The organism is Agromyces sp. GXQ0307, assembly GCF_044769845.1.
Classification (GTDB): Bacteria; Actinomycetota; Actinomycetes; order Actinomycetales; family Microbacteriaceae; genus Agromyces.
This window is the reverse complement of the sequence record NZ_JBIZVY010000003.1, coordinates 445,093-460,901: the sequence shown is the minus strand read 5'-3', so window position 1 is coordinate 460,901 and position 15,809 is coordinate 445,093. Positions and strand designations below refer to the sequence as shown.

The following is a 15,809-nucleotide window of genomic DNA, read 5'->3' as shown; positions in this document are numbered from 1 at the left end:
GCATGATCCACCGGACCGCTCAGTCTCGCTCGCGTGAACGCCCACGACCCCGCCCGCGCCGGCCGCTCGCCGTCGCCGTCGCGGCCGCCTCGATCGTCGTCGGGGCGGGCGTCGCGCTCGCCTTCGCGGGCTGCGGGCTCGTCGGCCCGACTCCCGTCTCCACGATCGGGGACGTCGAGTTCGACACGCCGTTGCCCGTGCCACCGCTCGCCGAGACGCGGATCGACGCCGACGGCACCCGCGTCGTCTCGCTCGTGGCGCAGACCGGCACGACCGAGTTCGCGCCCGGCGTCCCGAGCGAGACATGGGGCTTCGACGGGTCGTACCTCGGGCCGACGATCGTCGCCGAACGCGGCGAGCGGGTGCGCGTCGACGTCACGAACTCCCTCGACGAGGCGACCAGCGTGCACTGGCACGGCATGCACCTTCCCGCGGAGATGGACGGCGGGCCGCACCAGATGGTCGAGCCCGGCGCGTCGTGGTCGCCGGAGTGGAAGGTCGACCAGCCCGCCGCGACGCTCTGGTACCACCCGCACCCGCACGGCGCGACCGAGGAGCATGTCGCGCGGGGCCTCGCGGGGATGTTCCTCGTCCGCGACGACGTCGAGGCGGCGCTGCCGCTGCCGCGCGAGTACGGCGTGGACGACCTGCCCGTCATCGTGCAGGACGCCGCGTTCACGGATGACGGCCGGCTCGAGTCCTCCGCCCGCGGCTTCGCGGGCCGTATGGGCGACGAGCTCATCGTCAACGGCGCACGCGCCCCGTACGCCGTGGTGGAGGACGAGGTCGTGCGGCTCCGCCTCCTCAACGCCTCGACCGCGCGCACCTACGCGTTCGGGTGGGAGGACGGGCGGGCGGTCGACGTCATCGCCACCGACGGCGGGCTGCTCGAGGCATCCGTCGCCCTCGACCGCGTCGTGCTCTCGCCCGGCGAGCGCGCCGAGGTGCTCGCGCGGATGACGCCCGGCGAGCAGCTGCGACTGCAGTCCGTGATGACCCCCGACGCAGCGGGCCTCATGCCGCCCATCGCGGCGATGAACGGTGCGACCGACGCGTTCGACGTGCTCGAGTTGCGCGCGGCCGACAGGCTCGATCCCGCGCCCGACCTGCCCGAGCGGCTCGCGGTGCTGCCGGAGATCGACGAGGACGACATCGCGACGACGCGCGCCTTCCGGCTCGACGGGTTCGAGATCAACGGCGCGACGATGCGCATGGACCACGTCGACGAGACCGTCACGGTCGACACCACCGAGCGCTGGGTCGTGGAGAACGTCAGCGAGATGCCGCACAGCTTCCACGTGCACGACGTGCAGTTCCGGATCGCCGCGATCGACGACGCGCCGCCGCCCGCTGAGCTCGCCGGGTGGAAGGACACGATCCTCGCCCGCCCCGGGAGCCGCTACGAGCTGATCCTCCGATTCGAGGACTACGCCGACCCGGACACGCCGTACATGTACCACTGCCACCTGCTGCAGCACGAAGACCGGGGGATGATGGGCCAGTTCGTGGTCGTCGGACCCGGTCAGCGTGCGACCATGACCGAGGAGACGAACCATGACCACGCTCATTGACCCCGCTGCGACCGGCCCGACCGCGCCGGCGACGACGGATGCCGCCCCCCGGCGCCGCGGTTACGGACGCCTCTGGGCCGGGCTGCCGCGCGAGCTCGGCTACCTGCTGCTCGGATTCCCCGTCGCGCTCGTCGCCTTCGTCACGCTCGTGACGCTGTTCTCGACCGGCGTGAGCCTGCTCGTGGTCGTCGTCGGACTCGTCATCGTCGTCGCTTCGCTCTACACCGCCCGCGGGTTCGGCACGTTCGAACTCGTGCGCCTCGGCTGGGCGGGGCGGCGCGCCATCCGTCGCCCGCGGTGGGACGCCGCGGCCCCCGTCGGCGAGGGCCCCTGGCGGGCGTTCTTCGCCCCGTTCGTGGACGGCCACTACTGGCTGTACCTGCTGCACGGCATGGTCGTCGCCCCGATCGTGTCGCTGTTCAGCTGGACCGTGACCGTCGTGTGGCTCTCGATCGCGCTCGGCGGCGTGACGTACTGGATCTGGGCGATCTTCCTCCCGCAGGGCTCGCGTGACGTGTGGCCGGTCGAGTGGGCCCTGGACCGGGTCTGGCCCGGCGGTTCCGCTGCCGTCGCCCTCGACCCGCTCGCGATCGAGGTGATCGCGCAGTTCGTGCTCGGCGTGGCGTTCTTGCTCACACTGCCGCTCGTGACGGCCGGACTCACGTGGATGCACGACGCGATCGGGCGCGGCATGCTCGGCGCCTGGCGGTCCGAGGCGCTCGAACGCCAGGTGCAGCACCTCGCCGCCTCCCGCGGTGCGGCAGTGCAGGCCGAGGACGCAGCGCTCCGTCGCCTCGAGCGCGACATCCACGACGGTCCGCAGCAGCGGCTCGTGCGCCTGCAGATGGACCTCGCGGCGATCGAGCGCAAGCTCGACGCCGATCCCGACGCCGCGAAGGGCCTGCTCGCCGAGGCGCGCGACCAGGCGCGCGACACGCTCGACGAACTCCGAGCGCTCTCCCGCGGCTTCGCGCCGCCGCTGCTGCAGGATCGCGGGCTCGCGAGCGCGCTCGAGTCGCTCGCCGCCCGGAGCCCCGTGCCGGTCGAGTTCGAGTGGCTGCTCCCGGCGGATGCCGCCCTGCCGGCCGCCATCGAACGCAACGCCTACTTCATCGCCGCCGAACTCCTGACGAACGCGGCCAAGCATTCGGGTGCGAGCGCCATCCGGTTGCGCATCGCCCAGCGCGACACCGGTGCGACGGGGCTGTGGCTCGATCTCTGGGTGACCGACAACGGCCACGGGGGAGCGGTCGCACTGCCCGGGCACGGACTGGCGGGCCTCGACGAACGGGTGCGCGGTCTCGGGGGCGTGCTCGTCGTCGACAGTCCGACCGACGGTCCCACCGTCATCGGCGCCCACTTCCCCTTCACGCCGGTGGATAGGGTGGGCGCGTGAGCCAGACGCCACCGCCCGCCCGACCGATCCGCGTGGTCCTCGCGGAGGACTCGATGCTCCTCCGCGAGGGACTCGTCCGGCTCTTCGACGAGGCCGGGTTCGAGACCGTCGGCGCCTACGGCGATGCCGAGGCGCTCCTCGACGACCTCGAGACGACGGCGCCGGAGGTCGCGGTGCTCGACGTGCGCATGCCGCCGACCTTCCGCGACGAGGGCGTGCGGGCCGCGATCGAGCTCCGCCGACGGCGCCCGGGCACCGGCGTGCTGCTGCTCAGCCAGTATGTCGAGGGCACCTACGCCCACGAGCTCCTCTCCTCCGCGGACGGCGGCATGGGCTACCTCCTGAAGGATCGCGTCGCCTCGCTCGACGACCTGCAGGACGCGGTGCAGCGCATCCGCGACGGCGGAACCGTGCTCGACCCGCAGGTCGTGCGCGAGTTGCTCGCCCGCCGCGGCGACCCGCTCGCCTCGCTCACCCCCCGCGAGCGCGAGGTGCTCGAGCTCATGGCCGAGGGCCGAACGAACGCCGGCATCGCGTCGCAACTGTTCATCGGGGTCGGCGCGGTCGAGAAGAACGTCACCGCGATCTTCCAGAAACTCGGCCTCGAGGACTCCGGCACCGACCACCGGCGCGTGCTCGCGGTGCTCGCCTGGATGCGGCGCTAGCCGGCGGGGTCCGCTCGGCCGCTCACGCCGGAGGGCTGGTGCGCAGGGGCGAGTGGACCCGGAACAGGGCGACGTATCCGCGATAGCCGATCACCGTCCACACCGCGATCCAGCCGACCCCGACGATCACGCCGAGCGTCACGGTGAGCCACACGGGTCCGGCGGCGGCGAGCACGACGCCGCCGACGAAGAGGCCGATCACCGCCGACTCGACGACGGTGATGATCATCGCCGAGCTCGCCAGCATCTGCCCGGTCCGCGGGCCGAACGCGTAGTACGTGCGGTGCGCGCCCGACTCGTCGTCCTCGGACGCCGAGATCAGGTATGGGGCGATGCCCGGGTCGAGGTCGAGGTAGGCACCGCGGAGCCGGTTCATGGCGATCACGTACATGAGGTCGTCGAGCGATGCGTTGAACGTGCGCAGCTGGGTGATGAGTCCGAGGAGCACCAGCAGGAGCAGGACGCCCAACGCGGCGACACCGAACCAGCCGCGGAACTGCGTGGCGTTGCCGAGCACGCCGAGCGTGACGAGTCCGGCCGACACGAGTGTCAAGAAGATCGCGATGCGAGTGAGCACCTCGCTCTGCGTGGTGCTGCGCGAGGCGAGAAGGCTCCAGTGCTCGGTCGCGAGCATCTGCGCTCGGAGGGACTTCTGCGCGTCGGTCAGCCCACCGGCCTCACGAATGCCTCTCTCCGACTCGGGAGACGGGTCGGGCCCGGGTGCGTCCGCCATGTCGGCATTCTGCACCCGGGCCCGTTCGTCCGCACCCTGTCGCGCGGGATTCCGAGCGGCTCCTACTTCACGCTGACGTGCGCCGCGAGGAACCAGCGGTCCTTGTCGAGCCCCTGACGGATCGCGATCGCCACGTCCTGGCTCGCCGGGTCGAGCTCCTCGAGCCCCTCGATCGCGGCGTTCACGCGCGCCGTGGCGACGTCGATCTGCGCGACCACGTCGGCGATCGTGTCATCCGACTGCTTGAAGCCCGCCTTCGGGTTCGCCGCCTCGGTCTCCGAGGCGATCGTCGCGAGGCGGGCGTCGATCGGCAGCCCGAGGGCGACGACGCGCTCAGCTGCGAGGTCCGCCCATTCCTGGGCGTGGTCGACGACCGTGTCGAGGAACTCGTGCACCTCGAGGAAGTCGCGGCCGCGCACGTTCCAGTGCGCCTGCTTGCCGTTGATCGCGAGCACGGTGAGCTCGTGCACGAGCGGCGTGAAGAACTGCGAGACGCCCGAGGCGACCTCCGGGTCGGCACCGCTCATCGGCGCCTTGGTGGACTTCGATGCGGTCTTCGAGTCGGTCATGTGGTCCCCTTCCACTCGTTCCGTACGGATGCCACGGTAGGGCCAACGCGCCTCGATGTCGCGGGATTCCCCGCGGACTCGCAGGGGCTTGACTTCCCGGGTGCTTCGGCGCGTCAGCCTCGGCGGCCGCGCTCACGCTCCTGCTCATGCGCGGACGGTGCGAGCGCCGGCTCGTCACCGGGTCGGCGTCGCGGTCTCCGCTCCCGCTTCCAGCGGCGCGCGTTGCTTCGGGCGCCACCTTCGGAGGGCGACGACGAACACCCAGGTCGCGAGGATCACGATCGCCGCACTGGCGAACGCCACGCTCAGGCTCCCAGTCGGGAACAGCGGATTCGCAAGGTTGATTGCAGCGTTGCCGACGGTGAAGGCGATGAGCGAGTCGCCGCCGAACGGGCCGGCAGCGAGTGGGCGAGACCGGAAGCGGATGCGCCAGACGAGGAAGCCCACGGCCAGGACCGCGCAGGTCAGGATCAGGCCGATCGCGTAGTACCCCGGATGATTCGTGAAGCGGTATTCGGCGGCGGTCACGTACGCCCCCAAGACGGGGCGTAGGCCGTGTCGTGCGATGAGCACGCCGACGACGAGGGCAGCGGCGGCGACGCACCCTGCGAAGAGCCCCCAACGCCGGACGAGGCTTCCGGCGTCGCGGTTTCGGATCGCCTCGGCGAAGACCATTCCGACGACGGCGAGCATGATCGCGTGGAAGACGCTCGGGCCGTAGACGTCCCCGAACCCGAAGATCCGTGAGAGCGCCAGCCGGGGCGAGCCCTCAGGGGGTGCGGGCACCAACTCGGCGACCACCCACCACGCGCTCGACAGCAGGAGCGTCGCGACCAGTCCGAACTTGATCCGGAACGCCACGAGCGGGACGGCGAGCAGGAAGAACACGACGTAGAAGACGAAGATCTCGGCGTTGGGCACAGCCCTGACTCCGACGAGCGACCACAGGAGATCCTCGACGCTCATCGCGCCTCCGATCACTGCAGCGACTCCGATGACGAAGAGGGCGATGGCGCACCTGAGGCTCTGCCGCAACAGCCGCGCCCTGCCGACGGCGGGGTCGGCTCGCCAGGTGCGCACGTAGTGCAGTTCCACCGCCGCCCCCGCGAGGATGATGAACATGGGCGTCGCCGTGCGGGTGAACGAGCGCAGGACGAGATAGGCGTCCGGGTGTTCCACTTGGAGCAGGGACCAGCCACTCGTGCTGATCATGACGTGGGAGAAGAGCGCGAGGATGATCGCGAGTGAGCGTGCCCAGTCCAAGGGAGCCAGCCGGGTACCCCCACGAGCGGGAAGTGCCCGATCGCGTCCCGTTCGCGCCTGCGATGTCACGGGCCGATCGTATTGCCTGTGTGCTCATGTGGGAACGCCGAGCTTCGGTCGTTCGACTGAGCGCCTCAACGTGCGAAATTCGCGGGTTCAGCCGGTCACGATGTCCCGAGACATCACCACATCGCACACGGAGGGGATGACGGGAATCGAACCCGCACCATCAGTTTGGAAGACTGAGGCTCTACCATTGAGCTACATCCCCGAGCACCCGAACGCGGGCACCCGATCATCGTACACGTCGGCAGGCCCGTGGTCGTGCACGACGGGGGCGTCCGCGTCAGCCCGAGGCTTCGGCACCGTCCGCCGTTCAGCGCAGCGCCGCGATGCCGCGCAGCACGCCGCGTGCCAGGCGCATCTGCCGCTCGTACGTCGCGGCGATCGCGATGAGCAGTGCGCCGGCGATCCCGAGCCACAGCCACCACCAGACCGCCTCGTACAGTCGCGTGATCCACGGCCAGAGCTGCGCGACGGCGTGGACGAGCAGAACGCCGGCGCCGAGCAGCAGCGGCGCCTGCAGACGGAACAGCGCGCCGGCGACGACGGCCACGAGCGCGGCCACTCCGAGCGCGACGAGGCGCCAGAGCACCGGATCGGTCCAATCCGCGATGAGCGCGGGGACGAGGAGCACCGCGAGACCGGGGCCGAGCGTGGGCCAGCTGTGCTGGTCGGGTGAACGACGGAGGCGGATCGCCCCGGCGGCGACCAGTGTCGCGCCGATCGGCACGGTCACCAGATCGAAGGGATCGACCGCGCCGGAGCCGAGCGCGAGTCCGCCGGCCATCAGGGCCACGGCCAGACTGGTCCAGCCGAGCACGGGCCCCGCGAATGGTCGCGCTCGGACGGCCGTGCTGAGCACGTGCGCGGCTCCGACGACGAGCAGGAGCGCCGGAACGCGGGCATCGGCATCGAGACCGCGCACGATCGCGAGCGTGGTCGGTGCCGCGGCAGCCGTCAGCGACGCCGCGAGCGCGGCCTCGGCGAGGCCGGTCGGTTCGACCCGGTCGCGAACCCACAGCAGGCTCGCCACGACTCCGATCGAAAGGGCGATCACCGGCCAGAACTCGACCGGGAGGTCGCCGGGGCGGCCCGTGGCGATCGCCGAGCCCCGAACGAGCGCCGCGCCCGTCGCAGCAACCCATCCGGTGCCGACGACGAGCATGCGGATGGGAACGCCGCGCGCGAGGTCGGGGGTGAAGCTCCCGGCGATCACGAGCACGGCGCCCGTCGTGACGAGCACGAGCGTTCGCAGCTCGGACCCGCCCGCCAGGGCGACGCTCGGCAGGACGGCCACGGCTGCCGCCGCGCAGAGGAGCGCCGTGCGCCCTGCGGCAGTCGAGTCGGGCACGGCTCGCCTCCAGATCAGCAGTCCCGCCGCTGCCAGCAGGAAGCCAGCGAGCGGGAGCGTGTACGGCTCGACGTCGTCGACACCGCGATCGCTCGTCCACGTCCAGACGGTCCCGATGCCGAGTACGAGCGATCCCCACGACGCGTGCGCCGAAGGCGACGGGCCCGCGATCGGATCCCCGAACAGCGTGGCGATGAGCACCGGCACCGGGGTCAGAAGGAGGAGGACCAGCCAGGCCTCGTCGGGTGGAGCGGAGCCCGATACGCCGACGACGGCGGCGACCACGGTGAGTGCACCGGCGACGATCCCGGAAGCCCGCCTGAGGAGCGGCTCCGCCGGCACTACGACAAGCGAGACGCCGACGGCCGCGAGCACGCCGGCCGCGATTCCGATCGCGACGTTCCCGCCGTCGAGTTCCGCGCTCAGGCCCGCACCCGCGAACACCGCAGCCAGCGGGACGCCCCCGGCGAACAGCACCCTCATGGGCCGGAGGTCCGAGCGGACCCAGACGAGTCCGACCGCGACGAGCGCGATCGCCGGAGCCCACGCCCACGGCGCGAAGCCGGTCACCGCGAGCCAGGTCGTCCCGATCATCGCACCGGCGAACAGTGCCGCTCCGGCGGTGAGGCGATCGTCGCGCGGGAGTCGGCGCGCGGCGGCGAGCACCCCGAGCGCGAGCGTCGCGACCACGGCGGCGAGGAAGGCGGGTTCGTCCCACGGCGTCGGGACCGGCACGCCGGAGTCGACGGCCCGGCTCGGGTAGGCCACCGCCGCGAGCAGCGCGACGAGGGACGCCGCGAGCACGTGGAGGACCCGGGCCGTCGGCGCGGCGGCCCGGGTCACCCGATCGGCGAGGAGGCGCCCCGCGATCGTCAGAGCGAACACCGACGGCACCGCCCACCACCAGAGGCTCGTCCCGGCATTCGCGACCAGCCATGCGCCCGCGGCGGCAGGGATACCGCCGGCCGCGAGGACGGGGATCGCGCCCGCCAGTCGCCCCACCGCGGGGATCGAGGCGGCCGCGAGCGACGTCGCGGCGACGACGAGGAGCGCAGTCGTCGCCCAGGCCACGGTCGGCATGACCAGCGAGGCGGCGAGTGCGGTCGCGAGTCCGGTCGCGAGTGCGATCGCGGCGAGGCGGCGCAGTCGGCCGGTCAGCGCGAGGACGACCACGAGGGCGAGGGTTGCGATCCCGAGTGCGAGCACGGCGCTCCAGGCCTCGGCCGGCAGGTCTCGCGCCGCGGTCGAGCCGGGCGCACGCGACCATGACGCGTCCGCCACCAGCGCTTCCAGGCCGCCCAGCGCGACGACGAGCGCCGGGAGCGTCGCGATGACCGCGATCGTGCACGCCGTGAGCAGTGCGGGGAGCGCGTCCCGGCGCAGGGGGCGGATCTTCGTCACCGCCGCGAGGGTGCAGGCCACGAGTGCCGCGAGGCCCGGTGCGAGCCAGACGGACGTCTCGGGCTCTCGGTCGAGCGCGACCTCGAGGACGAATGCGAGCGGGATGGCGAGGCCCACTGCGACTGAGGAGAGCACCCGCCATCCGCTCGGGCCGGTCGCAGACGACGGCATCGAGACGAGGACCACGATCCACGCCGCCGCGACCGCGAGGAAGGACCACATGGTCCCGAACCCGACCGTAGGGAGCGACCATGCGGCGGACGCGAGTGCGATCCCCCCGCCGGCGAAGCCGAGGGTGCGCACGATGGTCCGCTCCGCGCCGGATCGGATGAACCGGGATGCCGCGCCGATGAGGGCGAGCGCCATCCCTCCCAGCCACAGTCCGGTGGCGATCTCGTCGTCGGGTGCGACGGCGACGGCGGCGATGAACGCGCCCGCCGGGGCGAGCGCCGATGCGGCGAGTCTCGGAAGACGCAGGCGGGTGATGAACGCGGCTCCGGTGAGGACCGCGGCGACGACGAGCAGCGCCACGCCCCAGTAGGCCGCCGCATCGAGGCGGTCGGCCCGGAAGAGGCCGTTCGCCTGGACGATCCAGGCATCGAGGACGAGCAGTACCGCAGCGACGGCCGACACCCCCTCAGCCGTGCCGGGGAGCCGGCGCGCGCGCAGGAACCACGCGAGGGCCAGGACGATCACGCTGACGACAGCGGTGATGAGCGAACGCATCTCGAGGTCGGCGACGACGAACGCGAAGAAGAGGAAGACCATCGCGGCGACCGAGAGGAGTACGACCCCGAGCGTGAGCAGCAGCAGCTGGACGCCGGACCGGCGAGGAGCCTCCGGGGCCGCGGCGATCGGTTCCCTGGCGGGCTCGGAGCTTCCCGGGATGGCGCGCCGCGGTGCGGTCGGCGCAGGCGGTGCGATCGGCACCTCGATGGAGGAGACGGCGCGGGTCGTGGCGCTCGCCGGGGCGGGCGCAGACTGCTCGGCGCGCATCCGCGTGATGATCGACTGCCGATCGGACTCCGCATCGCGGACGCGCACGCCTGCCGCGAGCAGGTCGGCCGCGGCGGCGACATCGAGTCGAAGCCCGCACATTCCGCAGGCGGCGCCGAGGAGGCGCGAGAAGCAGCCGGGACAGAGCGTGGTGTCGGTGAACTGAGCGGGGTCGCTCGGCCATCGACGCAGGTCGGGCGCAAGGGGGCGCGACGGGTCGGTCATGGCCACACTCTGGCATCGCGGGGGAAGCGGGCACCATAGGGGACTGCACTGAGCGAGTTCTCCACAACGCTCGCGGACGGCTCGGGCCTCGCGCTTCGGGTGCACCACGGCTCGTGCAGTAGACTTTCCCGGGTCCATTCCGCGCTTCGACGTGCTTCGGCGTGCCGACGCGCAGGACCGGCGAGTCAAGCCGGCGACTCGGGGCGTAGCTCAGCTTGGCTAGAGCGCCCGCTTTGGGAGCGGGAGGTCGCAGGTTCGAATCCTGTCGCCCCGACGAGTCGCATCGGCTCGACCACGTACTTCCACCAAACAGGAGAGACTTCCCCATGCCGACCACTTCGGTTGAGAAGCTGAGCCCGACGCGCGCCAAGCTCACCATCTCGGTGACGCCCGAGGAGCTGAAGCCCAGCATCGCCCACGCCTACGAGCACATCGCCGAGCAGATCAACGTTCCCGGCTTCCGCAAGGGCAAGGTCCCCGCGCCCGTCATCGACCAGCGCGTCGGCAAGGCCGCCGTCCTCGAGCACGCGGTCAACGAAGGGCTCGACAGCTTCTACCGCGCCGCCGTCACCGAGCACGAGCTGCGTCCGCTCGGCCGTCCCTCGGCCGACATCGTCGAGTGGCCGAACGAGAAGGACTTCTCGGGCGACCTGCTGCTGTCGATCGAGGTCGACGTCCGCCCCGAGATCGAGCTGCCCGACTACGCGGGCCTCGAGGTGACCGTGGACTCGGTCGAGGTCGCCGACGACGAGGTCGACGCAGAGCTCGAGCGGCTCCGCAGCCGTTTCGGCACCCTGATCACCGTCGACCGACCGGCCAAGACCGGCGACTTCGTGACGCTCGACCTCGTCGCGAAGATCGACGAGGCCGAGGTCGACACCGCCAGCGGCGTGTCGTACGAGCTCGGCTCCGGTGAGCTGCTCGAGGGCATCGACGAGGCGCTCGATTCGCTCACCGCCGGCGAGACCACCACCTTCTCGTCCAAGCTGCTCGGCGGCGACCACGAGGGCGAGACCGCCGAGATCACCGTCACCGTCACGGCGGTCAAGGAGCGCGAGCTCCCCGCGGCCGACGACGACTTCGCGCAGATCGCGAGCGAGTTCGACACGCTCGACGAGCTGACCGCGAGCCTGAAGGAGCAGGTCGCGAAGAACAAGTCGTTCGGCCAGGGCACCCAGGCGCGCGACCTCCTCGTCGACAAGCTCCTCGAGCTCGTCGAGGTTCCGGTGGCCGACAGCGTCATCGAGGACGAGGTGCACCGTCACCTCGAGTCCGAGGGTCGCCTCGAGGACGACGAGCACCGCGCCGAGGTCACCGAGGCGAGCACCAAGGCCTTCAAGACCCAGATCGTCCTCGACGCGATCGCCGAGGCGGAGAAGGTCCAGGTCAGCCAGGAGGAGCTCACCCAGTACCTCGTGCAGGGCGCCGCGCAGTACGGCATGGACCCGAACGAGTTCGTGCAGATCCTGAGCCAGAACGGCCAGATCCCCGCCATGGTCGGCGAGGTCGCGCGCAACAAGGCGCTCGCGATCGCGCTCGGCAAGGCGAAGGTGGCGGATGCCGCGGGCAACGCCGTGGACCTGTCCGAGTTCACCGCCGTCGCAGGCGACGACGAGGCCGCCGACGAGGCTCCGGCCGAGGCCGCCGCCGAGGAGGCTCCCGCCGAGAAGAAGCCGGCGCGCAAGCGGTCGACCAAGAAGGCCGCCGAGGAGGCTCCGGCTGAGGCCGCCGACGAGGCTCCCGCCGACGAGAAGAAGCCGGCGCGCAAGCGCACCACCAAGAAGGCCGACGCCGAGTAGTCGACGGTCGAGGCGACGGGGTCGGGCAGGCATGCCCGGCCCCGTCGTCGTCTTCCGGGCGAGTCGACGCGACGAGGAGATGAGGAGGAGACGTTGGACGACTGGCAGCGCCGCGTCGACGAGATCTGGGACGCGGCATCCGAGCTGGGCGAGCACGAGGTGATCGTGCGGATCGACGCGCTCGCCGCCGAACTCCCCGACGACGACCCGCGAGGGCCGTTCGAGGCCGCGGGCGCCCGCGACTCGGCGGGCCTCGAGGAGGAGGCCGAGCCACGCTACCGGCGTGCGCTCGAGCTCGGACTGTCGGGGCGGGCCCGTGTCGAGGCGCACATCCAGCTCGCCTCGACGATCCGGAACCTCGGCCGCCCGGGGGAGTCGCTCGCCCTGCTCGATGAGGTCGCCGGCGACGCGGGCGACCTCGCCGACGCGGTGGCCGCCTTCCGCGCCCTGGCGCTCGCCTCGATGGGCGACGAGGATGCCGCGGCATCCGTCGCCCTCATCGCGCTCGCCCCGCACCTGACGCAGTACCGTCGCGCGGTCGAAGGCTATGCCCGCGAACTCGTCGCGCCGCCGGCCGGCGCGCCGCGGACCGGCGCCTGACGGGCTCGACCGCGGCGCGGCATCCGCCGACGGCGAACAGCCCGGTTCGCGCGTGTTGCACCGGATAGATTCGAGATCAACGACGCAACGGAACGGAGCGAAATCCATGGCCGAACCGACACTGCAGCCCAGTGTGTTCGATCGACTGCTGAAGGACCGCATCATCTGGCTCGGCTCCGAGGTGCGCGACGACAACGCGAACGAGATCGCCGCGAAGCTGCTGCTCCTCGCCGCCGAGGACCCGAAGAAGGACATCTACCTCTACATCAACTCACCCGGCGGCTCGATCACGGCGGGCATGGCGATCTACGACACCATGCAGTTCGTCCCGAACGACATCGTCACGGTCGGCATCGGCATGGCGGCCTCGATGGGGCAGCTGCTCCTCACGGCCGGTACGAAGGGCAAGCGCTACATCACCCCGAACGCGCGCGTGCTGCTCCACCAGCCGCACGGCGGCTTCGGCGGCACCGCGAGCGACATCCAGACGCAGGCGCAGCTCATCCTCGACATGAAGAAGCGACTGGCCGAGATCACGGCGGCGCAGACCGGCAAGACGGTCGAGCAGATCAACCGCGACGGCGACCGCGACCGCTGGTTCTCCGCGCAGGAGGCGCTCGAGTACGGCTTCGTCGACCACATCCGCGAGTCGGCGCTCGACGTGTCGGGCGGCGGCGGGACCCAGGCCTAGGAAGAGAGAGACAGTGAGCATGAACATCCCCGCTTTCGGCGGCACCGCCTTCTCGGGCGGTGTGCAGGCCCCGGGCTCGCGGTACATCCTGCCGAGCTTCGAGGAGCGCACGGCCTACGGGTACAAGCGTCAGGACCCGTACGCGAAGCTGTTCGAGGACCGGATCATCTTCCTCGGCGTGCAGGTCGACGACGCGTCGGCCGACGACATCATGGCCCAGCTGCTGGTGCTCGAGTCGATGGACCCCGACCGGGACATCATGATGTACATCAACTCGCCCGGCGGCTCCTTCACGGCCATGACGGCGATCTACGACACGATGCAGTACATCCGGCCGCAGATCCAGACCGTCGTGCTCGGCCAGGCCGCGTCGGCCGCAGCGGTCATCGCCGCGGCGGGCACGCCCGGTCGTCGTCTCGCGCTGCCGAACGCGCGCGTGCTGATCCACCAGCCCGCGATGGGCGAGGCCGGCCACGGTCAGGCATCCGACATCGAGATCCAGGCGGCTGAGATCCTGCGAATGCGCACCTGGCTGGAGGAGACGCTGTCGCGCCACTCCAACCGCACCATGGGGCAGGTGAACGCCGACATCGATCGCGACAAGATCCTGTCGGCCGAGGAGGCCCGCGAATACGGCCTCATCGACCAGGTGCTGACTTCGCGCAAGACGCTGCCTGCGCTGAGCCGGTAGCTCGGAACGGATCCGAGGGGCGGGTGCATGTCGCATCCGCCCCTCGCCATGTCGTTTCCGCCAAACCGCGGCGGATCGGCTCCCAGCGGCCCGCGTCGGGCTAGGCTCGGAACAGACTCGGTTCGAGGGAGGAAGCGATGGCACGCATCGGGGAGAGTGCGGACCTCTTGAAGTGCTCCTTCTGCGGGAAGAGCCAGAAGCAGGTGCAGCAGCTCATCGCCGGCCCGGGCGTGTACATCTGCGACGAGTGCGTCGAACTGTGCAACGAGATCATCGAGGAGCGGCTCGCCGAGGCGGGCGAGCCCGAGTCCGGCGAGTTCGAACTTCCGAAGCCGAAGGAGATCTTCGCGTTCCTCGAGGAGTACGTGATCGGGCAGGATGCCGCCAAGCGCGCCCTCGCCGTCGCCGTCTACAACCACTACAAGCGCGTCCGCGCGAAAGCCGCGATCACGCCTGCCGAACGCGCGCACGACGACGTCGAGATCGCGAAGTCGAACATCCTCCTCATCGGCCCCACCGGCTGCGGCAAGACCTATCTCGCCCAGACGCTCGCGAAGCAGCTGAACGTGCCGTTCGCGGTGGCGGATGCCACGGCGCTCACCGAGGCCGGCTACGTCGGCGAAGACGTCGAGAACATCCTGCTGAAGCTCATCCAGGCGGCCGACTACGACGTCAAGCGCGCCGAGACCGGCATCATCTACATCGACGAGGTCGACAAGATCGCGCGGAAGGCCGAGAACCCGTCGATCACGCGCGACGTCTCGGGCGAGGGCGTGCAGCAGGCACTCCTGAAGATCCTCGAGGGCACGGTCGCCTCCGTTCCGCCCCAGGGCGGGCGCAAGCACCCGCACCAGGAGTTCATCCAGATCGACACCACGAACGTCCTCTTCATCGTGGCCGGTGCGTTCGCCGGACTGGAGGAGATCATCTCCTCGCGTGCAGGCAAGCGCGGCATCGGCTTCGGCGCGCCGCTGCACTCCAAGCAGGACGAGGCCGAGCTCTTCAGCGAGGTCCTCCCCGAAGACCTGCACAAGTTCGGGTTGATCCCCGAGTTCATCGGGAGACTCCCCGTCGTCGCCACCGTGACCCCGCTCGATCGGGCGGCGCTGATGGAGATCCTCACCGAGCCCCGCAATGCGCTCGTCAAGCAGTACCAGCGCATGTTCGAGCTCGACGGCGTGCAGCTCGACTTCGATCACGCGGCGCTCGAGGCGATCGCCGACCTCGCGGTGCTGCGCCAGACCGGTGCCCGCGGCCTCCGCGCGATCATGGAGGAGGTGCTCGGGCCGATCATGTTCGAGGTGCCGTCCTCCACCGGGGTCGCGCGCGTCGTCGTGACGAAGGAGACGGTCATCGACAACGCCGCGCCGACGATCGTGCCGTCGAAGCCGCGCCGCGCCGAGAAGTCGGCCTGATCGGCGTTCCGCAACTCGAGCGCCCGGCGAAGGCGGCGATGCTCGACGCCTCCGTCAGGCGGCGATGACACGGCTCAATCGAAGACGCGCAGCACGTGCCAGTGCGCGCCGTCGTGTCCGACGTCGAACACGTGGGTCTCGCCATCGGAGTCCGTCGCCTGGAAGCGCCATCCGGTGATCGCGAGCGGGGCGCGCCCCGCGGTCGCGTGCTCGCCCGCGAACGGGAGCCACCAGTCGGCGGGACCGACGAGTGGCGTCGGCATGTCGTCGACGCGATAGCGGCGGGCACGCCACACGAGGCGCTCCGGTGCGCCTGAGGCACCGGTCCACACTTCCACCGGTTCCATCGTCTGTGGCATCCCGGACCTCCGACATTCGAA

At 71.0% G+C, this 15,809-nt stretch carries 13 protein-coding genes and 2 tRNA genes; 9 read left to right on the top strand and 6 right to left on the bottom strand.

Features of this window, described 5'->3' with window-relative positions; all coding sequences use genetic code 11:
• The first annotated feature begins 2 nt into the window (after nucleotides 1-2).
• Genes ACIQH8_RS12190 through ACIQH8_RS12180 form a run of 3 tightly spaced genes read left to right on the top strand, consistent with a single transcriptional unit; the run spans nucleotide 3 to nucleotide 3,632 of the window.
• A complete protein-coding gene (locus tag ACIQH8_RS12190; RefSeq protein WP_400998955.1) occupies nucleotides 3-1,571 on the top strand; it encodes a multicopper oxidase family protein in 1,569 nt (522 codons plus the stop codon).
• The gene (locus tag ACIQH8_RS12185; protein WP_400998952.1) at nucleotides 1,555-2,967 is read left to right on the top strand and encodes a sensor histidine kinase; all 1,413 of its coding nucleotides are present in this window, start codon (nucleotides 1,555-1,557) and stop codon (nucleotides 2,965-2,967) included. Before ACIQH8_RS12190 ends, ACIQH8_RS12185 begins: the two co-directional genes overlap by 17 nt.
• A complete protein-coding gene (locus tag ACIQH8_RS12180; protein ID WP_400998949.1) occupies nucleotides 2,964-3,632 on the top strand; it encodes a response regulator in 669 nt (222 codons plus the stop codon). Before ACIQH8_RS12185 ends, ACIQH8_RS12180 begins: the two co-directional genes overlap by 4 nt.
• A gap of 22 nt (nucleotides 3,633-3,654) precedes the next feature.
• On the opposite strand, the gene ACIQH8_RS12175 is transcribed toward ACIQH8_RS12180, so the two are convergent.
• The 5 genes from ACIQH8_RS12175 to ACIQH8_RS12155 all read right to left on the bottom strand — a co-directional run bounded on the left by ACIQH8_RS12175 (nucleotide 3,655) and on the right by ACIQH8_RS12155 (nucleotide 10,233).
• Nucleotides 3,655-4,365 (bottom strand): hypothetical protein, encoded by a 711-nt coding sequence (locus ACIQH8_RS12175; protein WP_400998946.1) that lies wholly within the window; start codon nucleotides 4,363-4,365, stop codon nucleotides 3,655-3,657.
• A gap of 62 nt (nucleotides 4,366-4,427) precedes the next feature.
• The gene (locus tag ACIQH8_RS12170; protein ID WP_400998943.1) at nucleotides 4,428-4,934 is read right to left on the bottom strand and encodes a Dps family protein; all 507 of its coding nucleotides are present in this window, start codon (nucleotides 4,932-4,934) and stop codon (nucleotides 4,428-4,430) included.
• 174 nt (nucleotides 4,935-5,108) lie between these two features.
• Nucleotides 5,109-6,197, bottom strand: a complete 1,089-nt coding sequence (locus tag ACIQH8_RS12165; protein ID WP_400998941.1) for a hypothetical protein — start codon at nucleotides 6,195-6,197, stop codon at nucleotides 5,109-5,111.
• 200 nt (nucleotides 6,198-6,397) lie between these two features.
• Nucleotides 6,398-6,468 (bottom strand) — tRNA-Gly (locus ACIQH8_RS12160).
• Nucleotides 6,469-6,573: 105 nt separating this feature from the next.
• Nucleotides 6,574-10,233 carry an SCO7613 C-terminal domain-containing membrane protein gene (locus ACIQH8_RS12155; protein WP_400998939.1) on the bottom strand — a complete coding sequence of 1,220 codons (3,660 nt, stop codon included), beginning with the start codon at nucleotides 10,231-10,233 and terminating at the stop codon, nucleotides 6,574-6,576.
• A gap of 199 nt (nucleotides 10,234-10,432) precedes the next feature.
• On the opposite strand from ACIQH8_RS12155, the gene ACIQH8_RS12150 reads away from it, so the two are divergent.
• The 6 genes from ACIQH8_RS12150 (at nucleotide 10,433) to clpX (ending at nucleotide 15,429) form a co-directional block, all read left to right on the top strand.
• Nucleotides 10,433-10,507, top strand: a tRNA-Pro gene (locus tag ACIQH8_RS12150).
• Nucleotides 10,508-10,559: 52 nt separating this feature from the next.
• Nucleotides 10,560-12,032 (top strand): trigger factor, encoded by a 1,473-nt coding sequence (tig, locus tag ACIQH8_RS12145; RefSeq protein ID WP_400998937.1) that lies wholly within the window; start codon nucleotides 10,560-10,562, stop codon nucleotides 12,030-12,032.
• Between the two features lie 93 nt (nucleotides 12,033-12,125).
• Nucleotides 12,126-12,632: a tetratricopeptide repeat protein gene (locus ACIQH8_RS12140; protein WP_400998935.1), complete on the top strand. Its 507-nt coding sequence runs from the start codon at nucleotides 12,126-12,128 to the stop codon at nucleotides 12,630-12,632.
• Nucleotides 12,633-12,696: 64 nt separating this feature from the next.
• The gene (locus tag ACIQH8_RS12135) at nucleotides 12,697-13,323 is read left to right on the top strand and encodes an ATP-dependent Clp protease proteolytic subunit (protein WP_400999815.1); all 627 of its coding nucleotides are present in this window, start codon (nucleotides 12,697-12,699) and stop codon (nucleotides 13,321-13,323) included.
• 19 nt (nucleotides 13,324-13,342) lie between these two features.
• Nucleotides 13,343-14,014 carry an ATP-dependent Clp protease proteolytic subunit gene (locus ACIQH8_RS12130; protein WP_400998933.1) on the top strand — a complete coding sequence of 224 codons (672 nt, stop codon included), beginning with the start codon at nucleotides 13,343-13,345 and terminating at the stop codon, nucleotides 14,012-14,014.
• Nucleotides 14,015-14,151: 137 nt separating this feature from the next.
• Nucleotides 14,152-15,429: an ATP-dependent Clp protease ATP-binding subunit ClpX gene (gene clpX, locus ACIQH8_RS12125; RefSeq protein ID WP_400998930.1), complete on the top strand. Its 1,278-nt coding sequence runs from the start codon at nucleotides 14,152-14,154 to the stop codon at nucleotides 15,427-15,429.
• A gap of 74 nt (nucleotides 15,430-15,503) precedes the next feature.
• Here the strand turns inward: clpX and ACIQH8_RS12120 are convergent, their stop codons facing one another.
• A complete protein-coding gene (locus tag ACIQH8_RS12120) occupies nucleotides 15,504-15,788 on the bottom strand; it encodes a hypothetical protein (protein ID WP_400998927.1) in 285 nt (94 codons plus the stop codon).
• Nucleotides 15,789-15,809: the final 21 nt, after the last annotated feature.